A 14262-nucleotide genomic window follows, 5' to 3' on the forward strand; every position below is an offset into this window, starting at 1 on the left:
GTGATGCCGTAGTGCATGGCACGCAATTCGCTTGACGGCGCGCGCGCATTGGCGGAACAAGACCGGCGAGTTCATGTACCCAATTTATACTCACAGTGAGTATAAATTGGGCCGAAGGAGCCGAACATGTCCGAGACTCTCGTCGCCCCGTCCAAGCTCGACGCGCTTTATGACCGCGTCGCCCGCGTCGTCCCGCGCATGGAATGGGATCTGTTCGCCGACGACATCGCGGCCATCCTGGACCTGAAGCGCCGGCGCGGGGCGGTGATCCTGGCCCATAACTACCAGACGCCGGAAATCTTCCATTGCATCGCCGACATTCGGGGCGACAGCCTGGCCCTGGCGCGTGACGCCCAGGGGCTGGATGCTGAGGTCATCGTCATGGCCGGCGTGCATTTCATGGCCGAAACCGCGAAGCTGATGAATCCGGAAAAGACGGTGCTGATCCCGTCGCTGCACGCCGGGTGCTCGCTGGCGGATTCGATCACGGCCGAGGACGTGCGCGCGCTGCGCCGCGCCCATCCGGGCGTGCCGGTCGTCACCTACGTGAACAGCTCGGCCGAAGTGAAGGCCGAAAGCGATATCTGCTGCACCTCGGCCAATGCGCGCCGCATCGTCGAAAGCCTGGGCGTGCCGCGCGTCATCATGATCCCCGACGAATTCCTGGCCCAGAACATCCAGCGGGAAACCGGGGTCGAGATGATCACCTGGGCCGGCCATTGCGAGGTCCATGAACGCTTCACGCCGGAGGAAATCCGCACCTGGCGCGCCGACAATCCCGATGTCGCGGTGCTGGCGCATCCGGAATGCCCGCCTTCGGTCGTCGCCGAGGCCGATTTTTCCGGCTCCACGGCGGCGATGTCCGATTTCGTGGCGCGCGGCACGCACCGCAAGGTGATGCTGGTGACCGAATGTTCCATGAGCGACAACCTGGCGGCGTCCCATCCCACCGTCGAATTCGTGCGCCCGTGCAATCTTTGCCCGCACATGAAGCGCATCACCCTGCCGGCGATCCGCCGGGCCCTGGAAACCATGACGCACGAGGTGACGATTCCCCCGCATCTGGTGGCGGGCGGGCGTCGCGCCGTGGAACGGATGCTCGCCGCGTCATGACCGGTCCGGGCCTCACCGACGCCGGTTCCTGGGCCGGCCAGCCGGTCATCGCCGGGGCGGGGCTGGCCGGGCTGGCGACGGCGCTGCTGATGGACCGTCCCTGCGTGGTGCTGTCGCCCGCGCCGCTGGCGACGGACGCCGCCAGCGCGCTGGCCCAGGGCGGAATCGCCGCCGCGATCGGCCCGGACGACACGCCCGCCCTGCATGCGCGCGACACGCTGGAGGCCGGCGTCGGCCTGTGCGACCCCGTAGTGGTGGACGCCATCACCCGCGCCGGCCCTGGCGCCATCGCCGCGTTGCGCGACCTGGGCGTGGCGTTCGATACCGGCCCTGACGGCAGGCTGGACCTGCACCTGGAAGCGGCCCATTCCCGCCCGCGCATCGCCCACGCCCATGGTGACGGCACGGGGGCGGAAATCATGCGCGCCCTGGTCGCGCGCACCCGTGCCACCCCGCGCATCACGGTGCTGGACGGCGCGGCCCTGCGCCGCGTGATCGTGCGCGACGGACGGGTCGCGGGGGTGCGGATCGCGCGGGCCGGGCAGGAGCTGATCCTGCCGACATCGGCCTGCGTCATCGCCACCGGTGGCGTCGGCGCGCTGTTTCCCACCACCACCAGCCCGCCCGGCGGGCTGGGGTCCGGCCTGGCCTGCGCCGCCCGCGCGGGCGCGGTGCTGCGCGACCTGGAATTCGTGCAGTTCCATCCCACCGCGCTGGCGGTCGGGTCGGACGCGGCCCCCCGCGTACTGATCAGTGAGGCCGTGCGGGGGGCGGGCGCGATCCTGGTCGATGAAAGCGGCGCGCGTTTCACCGACGAACTGGCGCCGCGCGACATTGTGGCCCGCGCGATCCAGGCGCATCTGTCGGCCGGCCACCGCGTCCTGCTGGATGCCCGGGCCGCCACGCAGGGCCACTTCGCCCGGCATTTCCCCGCCATCGCGCGGGCCTGTGTCCAACACGGCATCGACCCCGACCGGCAGCCGATTCCGGTGCGTCCGGCGGTGCACTACCATATGGGCGGGATCGAGACCGACCTGCGCGGCCGCAGCACCGTCCCCGGCCTGTGGGCGTGCGGCGAGGCCGCGTCGACCGGCCTACATGGGGCCAACCGGCTGGCCAGTAACTCGCTGCTGGAAGCCTTCGTCTGCGGCGGCTTCGTCGCCCGCGACCTGGACGCCACATCCCTGCCGGTGCCGGACGGGCTGCCGGACGACACGCCCGTCCCCGGCGGCGGGGCCGACGACCTGGCGGATATCCGCGCCTGCATCGGCCGCGCCGCCGGCATCCTGCGTGACGCGGACGGCCTGACCCGCGCCATCCGCGCGCTGGCCCCGCATGTCATGGATGACGACCACGCCCTGGTCGGCGCGCTGCTGTGCGTGTCCGCGCTCGGCCGGCGGGAAAGCCGGGGCGGCCATTACCGGTCCGACTATCCGGACACGGCGCCCCAGGCGGTGCATACCCGCCTGACGATGCGCCAGGGCCTGGCCGCGCTCGCATCGCTCGCGCCTGCCGCGGCCTCTCTTTCTGACAATGGAATCCTCGTGCCATGACCCCCTTGCCCGATCTCATGCTCGAACCGCTGGTGCGTGCCGGATTGCTGGAGGACCTGGGGTGCGGCGGGGATATCACGACCGATGCGCTGGCGGCGCCGGGGCAGGTGCTGCACACCGCCCTGGTCGCGCGCCAGCCCGGCGTGGTGGCGGGCCTGTCGCTGGCCCGGCTGGCCTTTACCCTGCTGGATTCGTCGGTCCGTTTCACGGTGGACCGGCCGGACGGCAGCCCTGTCGCCCCGGGTGACCGCATCGCGCGCGTCAGCGGTCCGGCGGCGGCGATCCTGGGGGGCGAACGGGTGGCGCTGAACTTCCTGTCGCATCTCTGCGGCATCGCCACCGCCACGGCCGGGATCGTGCAGGCCATATCCGGCACGCGCGCGCGCGTCTGCTGCACGCGCAAGACCCTGCCGGGCCTGCGCGCGATCCAGAAATATGCGGTGCGGGCCGGCGGCGGCGCCAATCACCGCTTCCGCCTGGATGACGCGATCCTGATCAAGGACAACCATATCGCCCTGGCCGGCGGCGACGTCGCGCGCGCCCTGGCCGCCGCCCGCGCCCGCGCCGGCCACCTGGTCAGCATCGAACTGGAGGTCGATACGCTGGACCAGTTGGCCCAGGCCCTGGGGGCCGGCGGGGCGGATGTGTTCCTGCTGGACAACATGACCCTTCCCCAGCTTCGCGAGGCGGTGGCGATGGTGGACGGCCGCGCCCTGACCGATGCATCGGGCGGCATCACCCCCGACACCGCCGCCGATATCGCCCGGACCGGTGTCGATATCCTGTCGGTCGGCTGGCTGACGCATACGGTGCGCGCGCTGGATATCGGGCTGGATTACGAGGAAGGGTAACCGGATCAAAGTTTTTTGGTTCTTTTTTTCAAAAAGGAACCGCTAGAGTCGTGCCATGTCCCGCCGTCCCGCCATCCTGTTCGTCTGCACCGGGAATATCTGCCGCTCCCCCCTGGCCGAGGCCGCGTTTCGCGCCGCCGCCACCCGATGCGGGCTGGATGCCGTCGTCGATTCGGCGGGGACCGGCGACTGGCATACCGGCGAGCCGCCGGATCGCCGCGCGCAGGAGGTGGCCCGCCGCAACGGGATCGATATCGCGGGCTATCGCGCGCGCATGGTCACGGCGGAGGATTTCCGAGTCTTCACCCATATCGTCGCCCTGGACCACACCCACCTGAAGGTCCTGCGCGCGCGCCGGCCGAGCGATGGAATCGCGGAGCTTTCGCTGCTGCTGGATCATGTGGCAGGGCGTGTCGGCCAGTCGGTGGCCGATCCCTATTACGGACAGGCGCGGGATTTCCACACCACCTGGGCGGACGTCCAGGCGGGGACCGAGGCCCTGGTGGCGAGGCTCATCCGCTCCCGTTAGGAGGATACGCCGCACATGCCGTTCCGCCGGACCATGTCGATGCTTGTCCTTCTCGGGGCGATGCTGGCCGCCGCCGGGACACGGGCCGCGCCGCCGGTCGCGCGGCTGCGCCTGCCGCCGGGATTCCATGTCTCGGTCTATACCGACCAGGTTCCTTCGGCGCGGGAGATGGCGATCGGCGCCCGGGGCACGCTGTTCGTGGGCTCGATGACGGCGGGCGCGGTCTATGCCGTGACCGATGACGGGCCGGGACGGGGCCGCCGGGTGCAGGTCGTGGCGCGCGGGCTGACCATGCCGGTGGGCGTGGCCTTCCGGGATGGCGACCTGTACATCTCCGACGTGCGCGACATCGTGGTCCTGCGCGGGATCGAGGACCGGCTGGACCACCCGCCCGCGCCGCAGGTCGCCGTGCCGGACCTGCCCTGGCGGGTGGGCGACCATGGCTGGAAATTCATCGCTTTCGGCCCGGACAGCAAGCTGTATGTGCCGATCGGCGCGCCGTGCAATATCTGCGACGTCGGGCACCGGTTCGGCCGGCTGATGCGCATGAATCCCGACGGCACGGGGCGCGAGGACGTGGCCTACGGCCTGCGCAACAGCGTGGGCTTCACGTGGCAGCCGGGCCAACCGGGGCAGCCGGGGGCCGGCACGCTGTGGTTCACCGATAACGGACGCGACCTGATGGGCGACGACGTGCCCAGCGACGAGCTGAACCGGGTGGACCATGCCGGCCAGTCCTTCGGCTATCCCTATTGTCATCAGGGCGACGTGCCGGACCCCGTCTTCGGGCGGGGCCATCCGTGTTCCGACTTCACGCCGCCGGTGCTCAAGCTGGGCGCGCATGTCGCGGCCCTGGGCCTGCGCTTCTATACCGGCAGCCAGTTTCCCGCGGCGTGGCGCGGCGCCCTGCTGATCGCCGAACACGGGTCGTGGAATCGCAGCCGGCTGGCGGGTTATCGCGTCATGGCGGTGCGCTTCGGCCCGGATGGGGGTATCGCGTCCTATGTGCCGCTGATCGACGGGTTCCAGCAGGATGAAACCCCGTGGGGCCGCCCCGCCGACGTGCAGCCCCTGCCGGACGGCAGCGTGCTGGTCAGCGACGACCTGGCCGGCGCGATCTATCGCGTGACCTATGGCAGGGACTGAAGCGACCGGACCGAAATATCGGGGAGGGGAAGGGATGGCGCGAGTGACGGGGCTCGAACCCGCGACCTCCGGCGTGACAGGCCGGCGCTCTAACCAACTGAGCTACACCCGCATCGGCTCGGGGTCTGGGACCCCGCATCCGTTCGTGGAGGGCGAATTAACAAAGGCTGGCGATTCTGGCAACCGCATTCCGCACGAAAAATGACGGTGCGATGAAATAGGTCCCGGAAAAGGCCCCTGGGAACGTCCCCGGCAGGCGGGTTCCGCCCGCCGGGGCACGGGTCAGCCTGCCGCCGGGTGATCGCCCAGCGCAGCGGCCCCGTCCAGGGTCGCCGCCACCGCATGGACCGTCGCCGCGACGCGCACCGCGGTCTGGACCTGTTCGGCCGACAGGCCGCCCTCGCGCACCACTTTTTCGTGGCTCTCGACGCACATGCCGCAGCCGTTGATGGCCGACACCGCCAGGGACCACAGCTCGAAATCCAGCTTCTCGACGCCCGGGCGGCCGATGACGTTCATGCGCAGCCGCGCCGGCATGTGGGCGTAGTCGCCCTCGACCATGTGGACGAAGCGGTAATAGATATTATTCAGCCCCATGATCGCGGCGGCGGCCTTGGCGGCAGTCAGCGCCTGCGGCGACAGGACGGATTCGTATTCGGCCACGATGGCGCGCGTGACGTCGGCATTGCGTGACGCGATGGCCGAGGCGACGAACGTCCCGGCCAGCTGCTGCGGCGACAGGGTGATGTCGTTGGCCAGCGAACTGAGGTTGAGCTTCAGATCCTTCGCGTAGTCCGGAAGGCGCTCCTTGAGCGTTTCGATCGACATGGTGGATACCTGCTGGGACGGAGCGGATCGCGACCGGCCAGCGGGCGCGCCGCGCGTCGGCTCCATGAAGGGAATGGGGAAATATGCGGGCCGCATCGGCCGGTTCCCCCCCGGCGTCATCGGGGCGTCATCGGGGCGTCCTCGGCCGGCGGGGAAGGAGTGGTCCGGCCGCCGGGGCCGGACCGTGATGACCGGGGACCGATCAGACCTTCAGGAAGTCGTCGCCCTGCTTCCAGTTGCACGGGCACAGCTCGTCGCTCTGCAGCGCGTCCAGGATGCGCAGGATTTCCTGCGGGTTGCGGCCGACCGACAGGTCGTTGACGCTGACATGGCGGATGATGCCCTCGGGGTCGACCAGGAAGGTGGCGCGATAGGCCACGCCGGCTTCCGGCGACAGCACGCCGCAGGCCTCGGACAGCTCGCGCTTGATGTCGGCCAGCATCGGAATCTGCAGACCCTTCAGGTCGTCATGATGCAGGCGCCAGTTCAGGTGCACGAACTCGCTGTCGATGGACACGCCATAGACGACGGTGTCGCGGTCCTTGAACTCGCCGGCCATCTTGCCGAAGGCCACGATCTCGGTCGGGCAGACGAAGGTGAAGTCCTTCGGCCAGAAGAAGACGAGCTTCCACTTGCCGGCATCGCTCTTGTCCGAGATCTGGACGAAATTGCCCTTCAGCCCTTCCGGGCCACCGGGGACGGAGGTCAGATTGAATTCCGGAAACTTGTTGCCGACTGTCAGCATCGGTTTACTCCCTCATAGTGACGACGTGTCGTGGTCCCTGGCGCGGCGCCCTGAACAGGCGGTCCGGCCTCGGACTGTATTTTATGGCGTTGAAGCCTATATCATGCCAATGAATAATTTATATCCGGACAATCGAAAGAATCGATGACACCTCTGCCTTCGGCACAACAATTGCGGTACCTGATCACGCTGGCGGAACTGCGTCATTTCGGCCGTGCGGCGCTGGCCTGTTCGGTCACGCAATCGACGCTGTCGGCCGGAATCCTGGCCCTGGAGCGGCAGTTGGACGTCCAGTTGCTGGACCGCAACGTCGGCAAGCGCGTGGTCTTCACCCCCATCGGCGACGAAGTCGCCGCCCGGGCGCGATTCGCCCTGGAGACGCTGCAGGCGGTGCAGGACGTGGCCGATGCCTCGCGCGCGCCCATGACCGGGCTGCTGCGGATCGGGGTCATTCCCACCATCGGCCCCTTCATCATGCCCGGGCTGGTGTCGCGCCTGCGCCGGCAATTCCCCCAGATCCGCCTGTCGGTGAACGAGGACCTGACCGGCAACGTGATGGACAAGCTGGCGCTGGGCCGGCTGGACCTGGTGCTGCTGGCCATGCCCTGCCCGTGCGAAGGCACGGAAACCCTGCCCCTGTGGCGGGACGAATTCATGCTGCTGCTGCCGGCCGACCATGCGCTGGCCGCCCTCGACTCGATTCCCGTCGAACGGATCGCGGGCGAACGCATGGTGCTGCTGGAAGACGGCCACTGCCTGCGCGAACAGACGCTGTCGCTATGCCGGCAGGAACGGGGCTGGAGCACCCCGGACGGGGACGAGGAATTCGTCGTGACCTCGCTCTATACCCTGGTGGACATGGTGGCGGAGGGGCTGGGAATCGCCCTTCTGCCGCGTCTGGCGGTGGAATCGGGAATCCTGCGCGACCTGCCGCTCGTCGTCCGGCCGGTGACGGGCTGCCAGGCCTGGCGCACGATCGGGCTGGCCTGGCGCCCGCGCTCGCCCCGCGCGGCCGACTTCCGCCAGCTTGGCCTGCATATCCGCCCGCCTGCCGTTACCGCCCCCGCCATGGTGTGAAAAAACACATCCATGGGCGGAAAGTCAGGCATGGGGCGGGGGTGTGCGGTTGACTCCGTGCCGTGGGACCGGTATTCGGCCCGTCTTTGCGGTTTCCTGCCGCCAGTGAGGGTCGGGTCATGAAGATCAGAAACAGCCTGAAGTCGGCCAAGGTTCGTGACAAGGACTGCCGTGTGGTCCGTCGTCATGGCAAGGTCTATGTCATCAACAAGAAGAACCCGCGCATGAAGGCCCGCCAGGGCTGATTGTCCGGGCGGCCTTGGCCGTACGGTTCATCTTGTGTGATTCGCGCACCCGCGTTCGGGTCCGGCTGTCCGGTCCCGGATGCGGGTGTTTGCGCATGGGTGCCCTGATCGCGGCGCTATGGCTGGCTGTCGCGGCACCCGCGCGGGCGGCCCCTCCACCCACCGTGCCGTCCCCTCCGGCCGCGCCGCCTTCCTCCGCTCTCTCCGCCCGGCATGGTTCCAGCGCGGACGAACTGGCGCTGCTGACGGCGGAACTGGCGCGGGCCACGTCCCGCGGTACGGCCGCCGCGCTGGAAGTCGGTTTGGAACAGGCCCGGCTGCGCCCCCTGTCGCCCACCACCCGCCTGCTGCTGCGCCGTGCCCAGGGGCACCTGGCCGCCGGCAAGCCGGTCGATGCGGTCGAGGACCTGGACGATGCGCTGGTGCTTCAGCCGGATGCGGCCATCCTGTGGCGGGACCGCGCCCAGGCCCGGCTTGCGGCGCGCGACCTGGACGGCGCGGTGACCGACCTGGGCGTGGCGCTGCAGCATGACGACCATGACGCGGTCGCATGGCAGGTCCTCTCGACGGTCGAGGAACAGCGCGGCGACTGGCAGGCCGCCTACCGCGCCTGGCAGCACGTGATGGTCCTGGACCCGATGACCGAGGGCGGCCGCGCCCACGGCGAAAAGCTGCACCTGCGCGCCTACGGCCAGCCCACGTAAGGCGCGCGGACGCTTCAGGTCACCGTGAAGCTGGTGGTGTCCAGCAGGAAGCTGCCGTCATCCTCGAGTGCGAATCGCGCGGCGACGATTTCGGGTGCCGCGCGCTGAAGGGACCGGATCGCGTCGATTCGTTCGGTCGGCGTCCGGGCCCGGGCGACCCAGCTTGCGAATTCCATCCGCAGCCGGCGCGGCGTTACGCCCTGCAATGCGAATCCGGCGCGGCCGAAGGCGGCGGTCCATTCGGCGACGCTGTAATCGCGTGCGTGCGACACGTCGCGCAGCAGTTCCAGCGTCTGCAGCCAACTGTCGCACAGCGGGTCGGCCGGGGCCGTGACATCCACGACAATCGCAAGGCCATCGGGTTTCAGCACCCGGCGTGCCTCCCGCAGGCCGGCGTCGATGTCCCGCCAGTGATGGGCGGTGAAGCGGCACAGCACCGCGTCGAACGCGGCGTCGGTGAAGGGCAGGCTTTCGGCCGCTGCCCGCTGCGTGACGATATTGTCCAGGCCGCGTTCGATCGCGGTCCGGGCGACCGCGTCCAGCATGTCCGGCGTCACGTCGCAGGCCACGACCTGCCCGACATGGGGCGCCGCCCGATAGCTGACATGCCCGCCACCGCAGCCCAGGTCCAGCACGCGCGCCAGCCCCCTGCCTGCCACGGCGCGTTCGATCTCATCCAGGTCCGCGCCGCCGGCATGAACCGTGCTCGACACGTAATCCGCCGCGCGCATGCCGTACTGCCGCGCGGTGAATGCCCGGTATGCGGCGTCGTGTTCTTCAGTCATCGTTTGCTCTCCTTGCAGGAGCAGATTGCAATCGAAACCCGGCCCGAAGATATCCCGAAGATACAGGGCTGTCCGTTGAAGCAGAGAGACGCTTGAACGGGACATCAAGCCGATCTTGCGCGCTCTGTACCGCGCAGGGGCTTCGCGATTTCGGATCGCGTGTGCCATGATCCTGTCATGACGAAACGTGTCGCCCGGGACATGACCACCCGCAGGCGCCGGGCGGATGCGCCGGTGCCCGATCGCGCCGCCCTGCGCGCGGTGGCGCTGGCGCATCTGGCGCGCTTCGGCACCACACGGGCCGGGCTGGCGCAGGTCCTGGATCGCTTCCTGCAACGCTGGGCCCGCCGTGCGGCCCAGGCCGGCACCCTGCCCGAGGAGATCGAGACCCAGATCACCCCCGTCCGCGCCCAGATCGACCAGGTGGTGCGCGACATGGCCGATCTGGGCGCGGTGGACGATGCCGCCTTCGCCGGCGCCCGCGCCCGGTCGCTGACCCGCGCGGGCCGGTCGCGCCGCGCGGTGCAGGCGCATCTGGCCGTAAGGGGGGTGGAAGAGGACACGCTCGGCTCCGTCCTGGACGAAACCCTGGGCGCGCGCGGCGGGCAGGGGCAGGATACCGAACTGGCGGCGGCGCTGGTGTTCGCGCGGCGCCGCCGCGCCGGCCCGTTCGCCCCCCCGTCCGATGCGGCGGAGGGGGAAGCGAACGGGGGGGCGGAGGACGACCGGGCCACCCGCCGCCGCCGGGTGCTGGAGGCCATGGCCCGCGCGGGCTTCGGCCGCGCCGTGGCCGAAGCGGCCCTGGACATGGACCCCGAGGAGGCCGAGGAACGGGTCATCCGGATGAAATCGGCATGACGGGGCGTCCGGCGAGGCTTCCGACAAGGCTTCCCTGGGGCGCCCGCTGGCTGGCGCTGTGCTGCATGCTGCCGCTGGCGGATTGCGGCGGCGGCGCGGGATGGAACGGCAGGGTGCAGTGCGCGCCCTATGCGCGGTCGGTCACCGGGCTGCGGCTCAGCGGGCCGGCGGCGGGGTGGTGGCGGCAATCGGCGGGCTATTATGCCCATTCCCGGGTGCCCGAACCCGGCGAGGTCCTGGTCTTCCGCTCGACCGGCCGGCTGCCGGACGGCCATGTCTCGGTGGTCCGGCAGGTGCGCGGCACGCGGGCGATCCTGGTCGACCAGGCGAACTGGGTGCCCGGACGGATCGAACACGATATTCCGATCGTCGATGTGTCCCGCGCCAACGACTGGTCGGCGGTCAGGGTCTGGTGGCAACCGGTCCACAGCATGGGCAGGACAATCTATCCGACCTATGGTTTCATTTCCCGCGACCTGCCGTTACGCCCGTCCCCCGATGCCTGACGATGGGGGCGAAGCGAGAAAACGGCGCTTGCATGACGAACGCCGTGGTTCCATGTGATGGGGACGGATCGGGCCGACCGGCACCGGCCCCGGGTGAAAGCAGCTTCGCGTCGCGGCGCGGAATCGAGGATGTGTTATGGGTAGCTTGAGCATCTGGCACTGGCTGATCGTCCTGGCGGTCGTGCTGGTCCTGTTTGTCGGCGGCGGAAAGATCAGCACGCTGATGGGCGACGTCGCGCGCGGGGTCAAATCGTTCAAGAAGAACATGGCCGATGACGAAACCATGGAAGGCAGCACGGGCTCCGGCGGCCACATCGCCCCGCCCGGCCCCGCCGCCGGCACCGTGCAGCGTGATGCCAGCTTCTCGGGCACGGGGCGCCCGTCCGGCTCCTCCACGCCGTGAGGGCGGGCCCTGACGGGCCAGCGACCCCGGATCGACCCAGGATCGACATGGACACGATGATTTCGACCGACCCGTGGGCCGGCGCGGTGCAGGATATTATCGCGGCCGGCCGGCGGATGGACCGGTTCGGCTGGGTGCCGGCCACGGCCGGCAATATCAGCCGCCGCCTGCCGGACGGGCGGATCGCCATCACCCGATCGGGCGGCCACAAGGGCCACCTGACCGCGGACGGGGTGATCGAGGTCACGGCGGACGGGCGCGCGGTGCGCGCCGGCGACCGGCCCAGCGCCGAAACCCTGCTGCATTGCCATGTCTATGAGGCGTCACCCGATGTGGGGGCCGTGCTGCACGGCCATTCCGTCGCCTCGACCGTGCTGTCGATGATGGAACAGGGCGATGCCATCCTGCTGTCGGGCTACGAGGTGCTGAAGGTGTTCGAGGGCCAGCAGACCCACGACACGACCGTGCGCCTGCCCGTCTTCGACAACGACCAGGACATCGCCCGCCTGTCCGGCGTCGTGGCGCCGTATCTGGGCCGGATGCCGGCGGGCTACGTCATTCGCGGCCACGGCGTGTATGTCTGGGGCGGGACGATGGACGTTGCCCTCGCCCGGCTCGAGGGCCTGGAATTCCTGCTGGCCTGCGAACTGGAAAGAAGGAAGGTCGCACGATGAGCCACCTGACCGTCTATCGCGACGACGACCCGGACGACATCGTCCTGCGGACCGACGACGCGGCCGTCATCGCCGACGCGTTGCGCGGCATCGGTGCGCGCTTCGAACGCTGGGACAGCCCCGTGGTGCCCCCGCTCGACGCCACGCCCGACGCGGTGCTGAACACCTACCGCCCCTATCTGGACGAGCTGATGGGTGAGACCGGGGCAGGGTCCGCCGACGTGGTGCGCATCAACGCCGCCACCCCCAACCTGACGGCCCTGCGCGACAAGTTCCTCTCCGAACATACGCATAGCGAGGACGAGGTCCGGTTCTTCGTCCATGGCAGCGGCAATTTCGTGCTGCATGTCGACGGCCGGGTCTATGACGTGTGCTGCACGGCCGGCGACCTGATCTCGGTCCCCCGGGGGACGCCCCACTGGTTCGATGCCGGGCTGTCTCCCGACGTGGTGGCGCTGCGCGTGTTCACCGACACGACCGGCTGGATCGCGGATTATACGGGCGACGACATCGCCCGGCGCTTTCCCGTTAGCTGAGGGGCTGGCGGATATGGTGGTGACGGCGTCCACGGACGCTATCGACTCGGTCCTGCTGGATATCGAAGGTACGACGATTCCCGTCGCCTTCGTGCACCAGGTGCTGTTTCCCTACGCCCGCGCGGCGATGCCCGGCCTGCTGGCCCAACGGGCGGACGATCCGGCGGTGCGCGCGGCCGTGGCCGATATCGCGGCGCTGGCCCCCGGCGTGCCCCCGCTGGACCAGTTGAACGCCTGGATGGACCGGGACGAGAAGATCGGACCGCTCAAGGCCCTGCAGGGCCTGGCTTGGGAAGAGGGGTATCGCACCGGCGCCCTGCGCGCGACGCTCTACCCGGACGTGGTGCCGGCACTGCGGCGCTGGCGGGCAGCGGGGCTGCGGCTCGCGGTCTATTCCTCGGGCTCCGAGGCCGCGCAGCGCCTGATCTACGGCCACACCACCGACGGCGACGTCGCCGGACTGTTTAGTGGTTTTTATGACCTGCGCATCGGTGGCAAGCGCGCGGCCGGCAGCTATCGCGCCATCCTGGCTGAAACCGGCTGGGCCGCCGGGCGCACGCTGTTCCTGTCCGACATCACGGCCGAACTGGATGCGGCGGAGGAAGCCGGCCTGCGCACCTGCCAGCTCGTCCGGCCGGAAGACGGCACCGTGGCTGGCGACCGCCATCCCGTCGCCACGACGCTGGACGACGTGGCACGCCGCTTCGCCCTGCCGGTTGCCGCATGAGGGCGCACCTGCATACCGGCTGGCGCCATATCCCGGCCGAGGCGCGGGGCATGGCGGCGGCGCTGGGCAATTTCGACGGCGTGCATCTGGGCCATGCCCATCTGGTCCATCTGCTGCATGCGGCCCGGCCCGACCTGGGTCTGGCGGTGGTGACGTTCGAACCCCACCCGCGCGAACTGTTCCGCCCGCAGGACCCGCCCTTTCGCCTGACCCTGCCTGAGGAACGGCTGGCGGCGCTGTCCGCCCTGGGCGTGCGCCATGTGTTCCAGATCCCGTTCGACGCCGCCTTCAGCGCCATGAGCGCGGAACGCTTCGTGACCGACGTGCTGCACGAGGGGCTGGGCCTGCGCCATCTGGGCTGCGGCGCCGATTTCGTCTTCGGCCACCGGCGCGGCGGCAACGTCACCTTCCTGGCCGACCGGGCGGAGGAACTGGGCATCGGGCTGACCGCCGTTCCGCCTCTGACCGATGCCAGCGGTCCCTATTCCTCGACCCGCATCCGCCGTCTGCTGCAGGACGGCTATCCCGAACGCGCGGCCGAGGAACTGGGCCGCGCGTGGTCGATCCGCGGCGTGGTGCAGCATGGCGACAAGCGGGGGCGCCTGCTGGGCTTCCCCACCGCCAACGTGCCGCTGGGCCGGCACCTGGAACCGGCGCGGGGCGTGTATGCCGTGACCGTGCGCCTGGCCGACGGCCGCGCCTGGCCCGGCGTCGCCAATATCGGCCGCCGTCCGACCATCGATGACGGGCAGGAAAGCCGGCTGGAGGTCCATCTGCTGGATTTCGACGGCGACCTGTACGGCCAGACCCTGTCGGTCGGGCTGCACACCCTGCTGCGCGAGGAACGGCGCTTCGCCGGGCTGGACGCCCTGAAGGCCCAGATCGCCGAGGACGCCGCGACCGCGCGCGCGTACCTGGACACGCTTTCCCGTACCGGGACCTGAGGCTCCGAGGGCTGGCGGCTTGACCGGGGGGTGTCGGC

The 14262-nt window shown here is 69.8% G+C and carries 18 protein-coding genes and 1 tRNA gene; 15 read left to right on the plus strand and 4 right to left on the minus strand.

What is annotated here, in order from left to right; translation table 11 throughout:
- Positions 1 to 126 precede the first annotated feature (126 nt).
- From nadA to GDI_RS02700, 5 genes are read left to right on the plus strand one after another with little or no spacing between them, the layout of a single operon-like run.
- Positions 127 to 1113 carry a quinolinate synthase NadA gene (nadA, locus tag GDI_RS02680; RefSeq protein ID WP_012223080.1) on the plus strand — a complete coding sequence of 329 codons (987 nt, stop codon included), beginning with the start codon at positions 127 to 129 and terminating at the stop codon, positions 1111 to 1113.
- Entirely contained in the window at positions 1110 to 2666 is a 1557-nt protein-coding gene (locus GDI_RS02685; protein ID WP_012223083.1) for an L-aspartate oxidase, read from the plus strand. Before nadA ends, GDI_RS02685 begins: the two co-directional genes overlap by 4 nt.
- Positions 2663 to 3517, plus strand: a complete 855-nt coding sequence (gene nadC, locus GDI_RS02690; RefSeq protein ID WP_012223084.1) for a carboxylating nicotinate-nucleotide diphosphorylase — start codon at positions 2663 to 2665, stop codon at positions 3515 to 3517. Before GDI_RS02685 ends, nadC begins: the two co-directional genes overlap by 4 nt.
- A 55-nt stretch (positions 3518 to 3572) precedes the next feature.
- Positions 3573 to 4046 carry a low molecular weight protein-tyrosine-phosphatase gene (locus tag GDI_RS02695; RefSeq protein WP_012223087.1) on the plus strand — a complete coding sequence of 158 codons (474 nt, stop codon included), beginning with the start codon at positions 3573 to 3575 and terminating at the stop codon, positions 4044 to 4046.
- 15 nt (positions 4047 to 4061) lie between these two features.
- A complete protein-coding gene (locus GDI_RS02700) occupies positions 4062 to 5192 on the plus strand; it encodes a PQQ-dependent sugar dehydrogenase (RefSeq protein ID WP_012223089.1) in 1131 nt (376 codons plus the stop codon).
- Between the two features lie 35 nt (positions 5193 to 5227).
- Here the strand turns inward: GDI_RS02700 and GDI_RS02705 are convergent.
- The 3 genes from GDI_RS02705 to GDI_RS02715 all read right to left on the minus strand — a co-directional run bounded on the left by GDI_RS02705 (position 5228) and on the right by GDI_RS02715 (position 6765).
- Positions 5228 to 5304: transfer RNA gene (locus tag GDI_RS02705), tRNA-Asp, on the minus strand.
- Positions 5305 to 5474: 170 nt separating this feature from the next.
- Complete coding sequence (locus GDI_RS02710) at positions 5475 to 6020, minus strand: carboxymuconolactone decarboxylase family protein (protein WP_012223091.1); 546 nt, start codon at positions 6018 to 6020, stop codon at positions 5475 to 5477.
- Positions 6021 to 6222: 202 nt separating this feature from the next.
- Complete coding sequence (locus tag GDI_RS02715) at positions 6223 to 6765, minus strand: peroxiredoxin (RefSeq protein WP_012223093.1); 543 nt, start codon at positions 6763 to 6765, stop codon at positions 6223 to 6225.
- A 144-nt stretch (positions 6766 to 6909) separates the two neighbouring features.
- Here GDI_RS02715 and GDI_RS02720 point away from each other — a divergent pair, with 144 nt between their 5' ends.
- The 3 genes from GDI_RS02720 (at position 6910) to GDI_RS02730 (ending at position 8791) form a co-directional block, all read left to right on the plus strand.
- The gene (locus GDI_RS02720) at positions 6910 to 7842 is read left to right on the plus strand and encodes a hydrogen peroxide-inducible genes activator (RefSeq protein ID WP_012223097.1); all 933 of its coding nucleotides are present in this window, start codon (positions 6910 to 6912) and stop codon (positions 7840 to 7842) included.
- Positions 7843 to 7961: 119 nt separating this feature from the next.
- Positions 7962 to 8087: a type B 50S ribosomal protein L36 gene (gene ykgO / locus GDI_RS02725; protein ID WP_012223099.1), complete on the plus strand. Its 126-nt coding sequence runs from the start codon at positions 7962 to 7964 to the stop codon at positions 8085 to 8087.
- 95 nt (positions 8088 to 8182) lie between these two features.
- Complete coding sequence (locus GDI_RS02730) at positions 8183 to 8791, plus strand: tetratricopeptide repeat protein (protein ID WP_012553772.1); 609 nt, start codon at positions 8183 to 8185, stop codon at positions 8789 to 8791.
- A gap of 14 nt (positions 8792 to 8805) precedes the next feature.
- On the opposite strand, the gene GDI_RS02735 is transcribed toward GDI_RS02730, so the two are convergent.
- Positions 8806 to 9576: a class I SAM-dependent methyltransferase gene (locus tag GDI_RS02735; protein WP_012223103.1), complete on the minus strand. Its 771-nt coding sequence runs from the start codon at positions 9574 to 9576 to the stop codon at positions 8806 to 8808.
- Positions 9577 to 9753: 177 nt separating this feature from the next.
- Here GDI_RS02735 and GDI_RS02740 point away from each other — a divergent pair, with 177 nt between their 5' ends.
- From GDI_RS02740 to GDI_RS02770, 7 genes are all read left to right on the plus strand, one after another.
- Complete coding sequence (locus GDI_RS02740; RefSeq protein ID WP_012223104.1) at positions 9754 to 10434, plus strand: regulatory protein RecX; 681 nt, start codon at positions 9754 to 9756, stop codon at positions 10432 to 10434.
- A complete protein-coding gene (locus tag GDI_RS02745) occupies positions 10431 to 10940 on the plus strand; it encodes a CHAP domain-containing protein (RefSeq protein WP_012223105.1) in 510 nt (169 codons plus the stop codon). The genes GDI_RS02740 and GDI_RS02745 overlap by 4 nt, the downstream gene beginning before the upstream one ends.
- Positions 10941 to 11076: 136 nt before the next feature.
- Positions 11077 to 11343: a twin-arginine translocase TatA/TatE family subunit gene (locus tag GDI_RS02750; RefSeq protein ID WP_012223106.1), complete on the plus strand. Its 267-nt coding sequence runs from the start codon at positions 11077 to 11079 to the stop codon at positions 11341 to 11343.
- A 47-nt stretch (positions 11344 to 11390) separates the two neighbouring features.
- Positions 11391 to 12017, plus strand: coding sequence for a methylthioribulose 1-phosphate dehydratase (locus tag GDI_RS02755; RefSeq protein ID WP_050934974.1), 627 nt, complete (start codon positions 11391 to 11393; stop codon positions 12015 to 12017).
- Positions 12014 to 12553: a 1,2-dihydroxy-3-keto-5-methylthiopentene dioxygenase gene (locus GDI_RS02760; RefSeq protein WP_012223108.1), complete on the plus strand. Its 540-nt coding sequence runs from the start codon at positions 12014 to 12016 to the stop codon at positions 12551 to 12553. Before GDI_RS02755 ends, GDI_RS02760 begins: the two co-directional genes overlap by 4 nt.
- 13 nt (positions 12554 to 12566) lie before the next feature.
- Positions 12567 to 13280 carry an acireductone synthase gene (gene mtnC, locus GDI_RS02765; RefSeq protein WP_012223109.1) on the plus strand — a complete coding sequence of 238 codons (714 nt, stop codon included), beginning with the start codon at positions 12567 to 12569 and terminating at the stop codon, positions 13278 to 13280.
- Positions 13277 to 14224, plus strand: a complete 948-nt coding sequence (locus GDI_RS02770; protein ID WP_012223110.1) for a bifunctional riboflavin kinase/FAD synthetase — start codon at positions 13277 to 13279, stop codon at positions 14222 to 14224. Before mtnC ends, GDI_RS02770 begins: the two co-directional genes overlap by 4 nt.
- Positions 14225 to 14262 lie beyond the last annotated feature (38 nt).

The organism is Gluconacetobacter diazotrophicus PA1 5 (assembly GCF_000067045.1).
Lineage (GTDB): Bacteria > Pseudomonadota > Alphaproteobacteria > Acetobacterales > Acetobacteraceae > Gluconacetobacter > Gluconacetobacter diazotrophicus.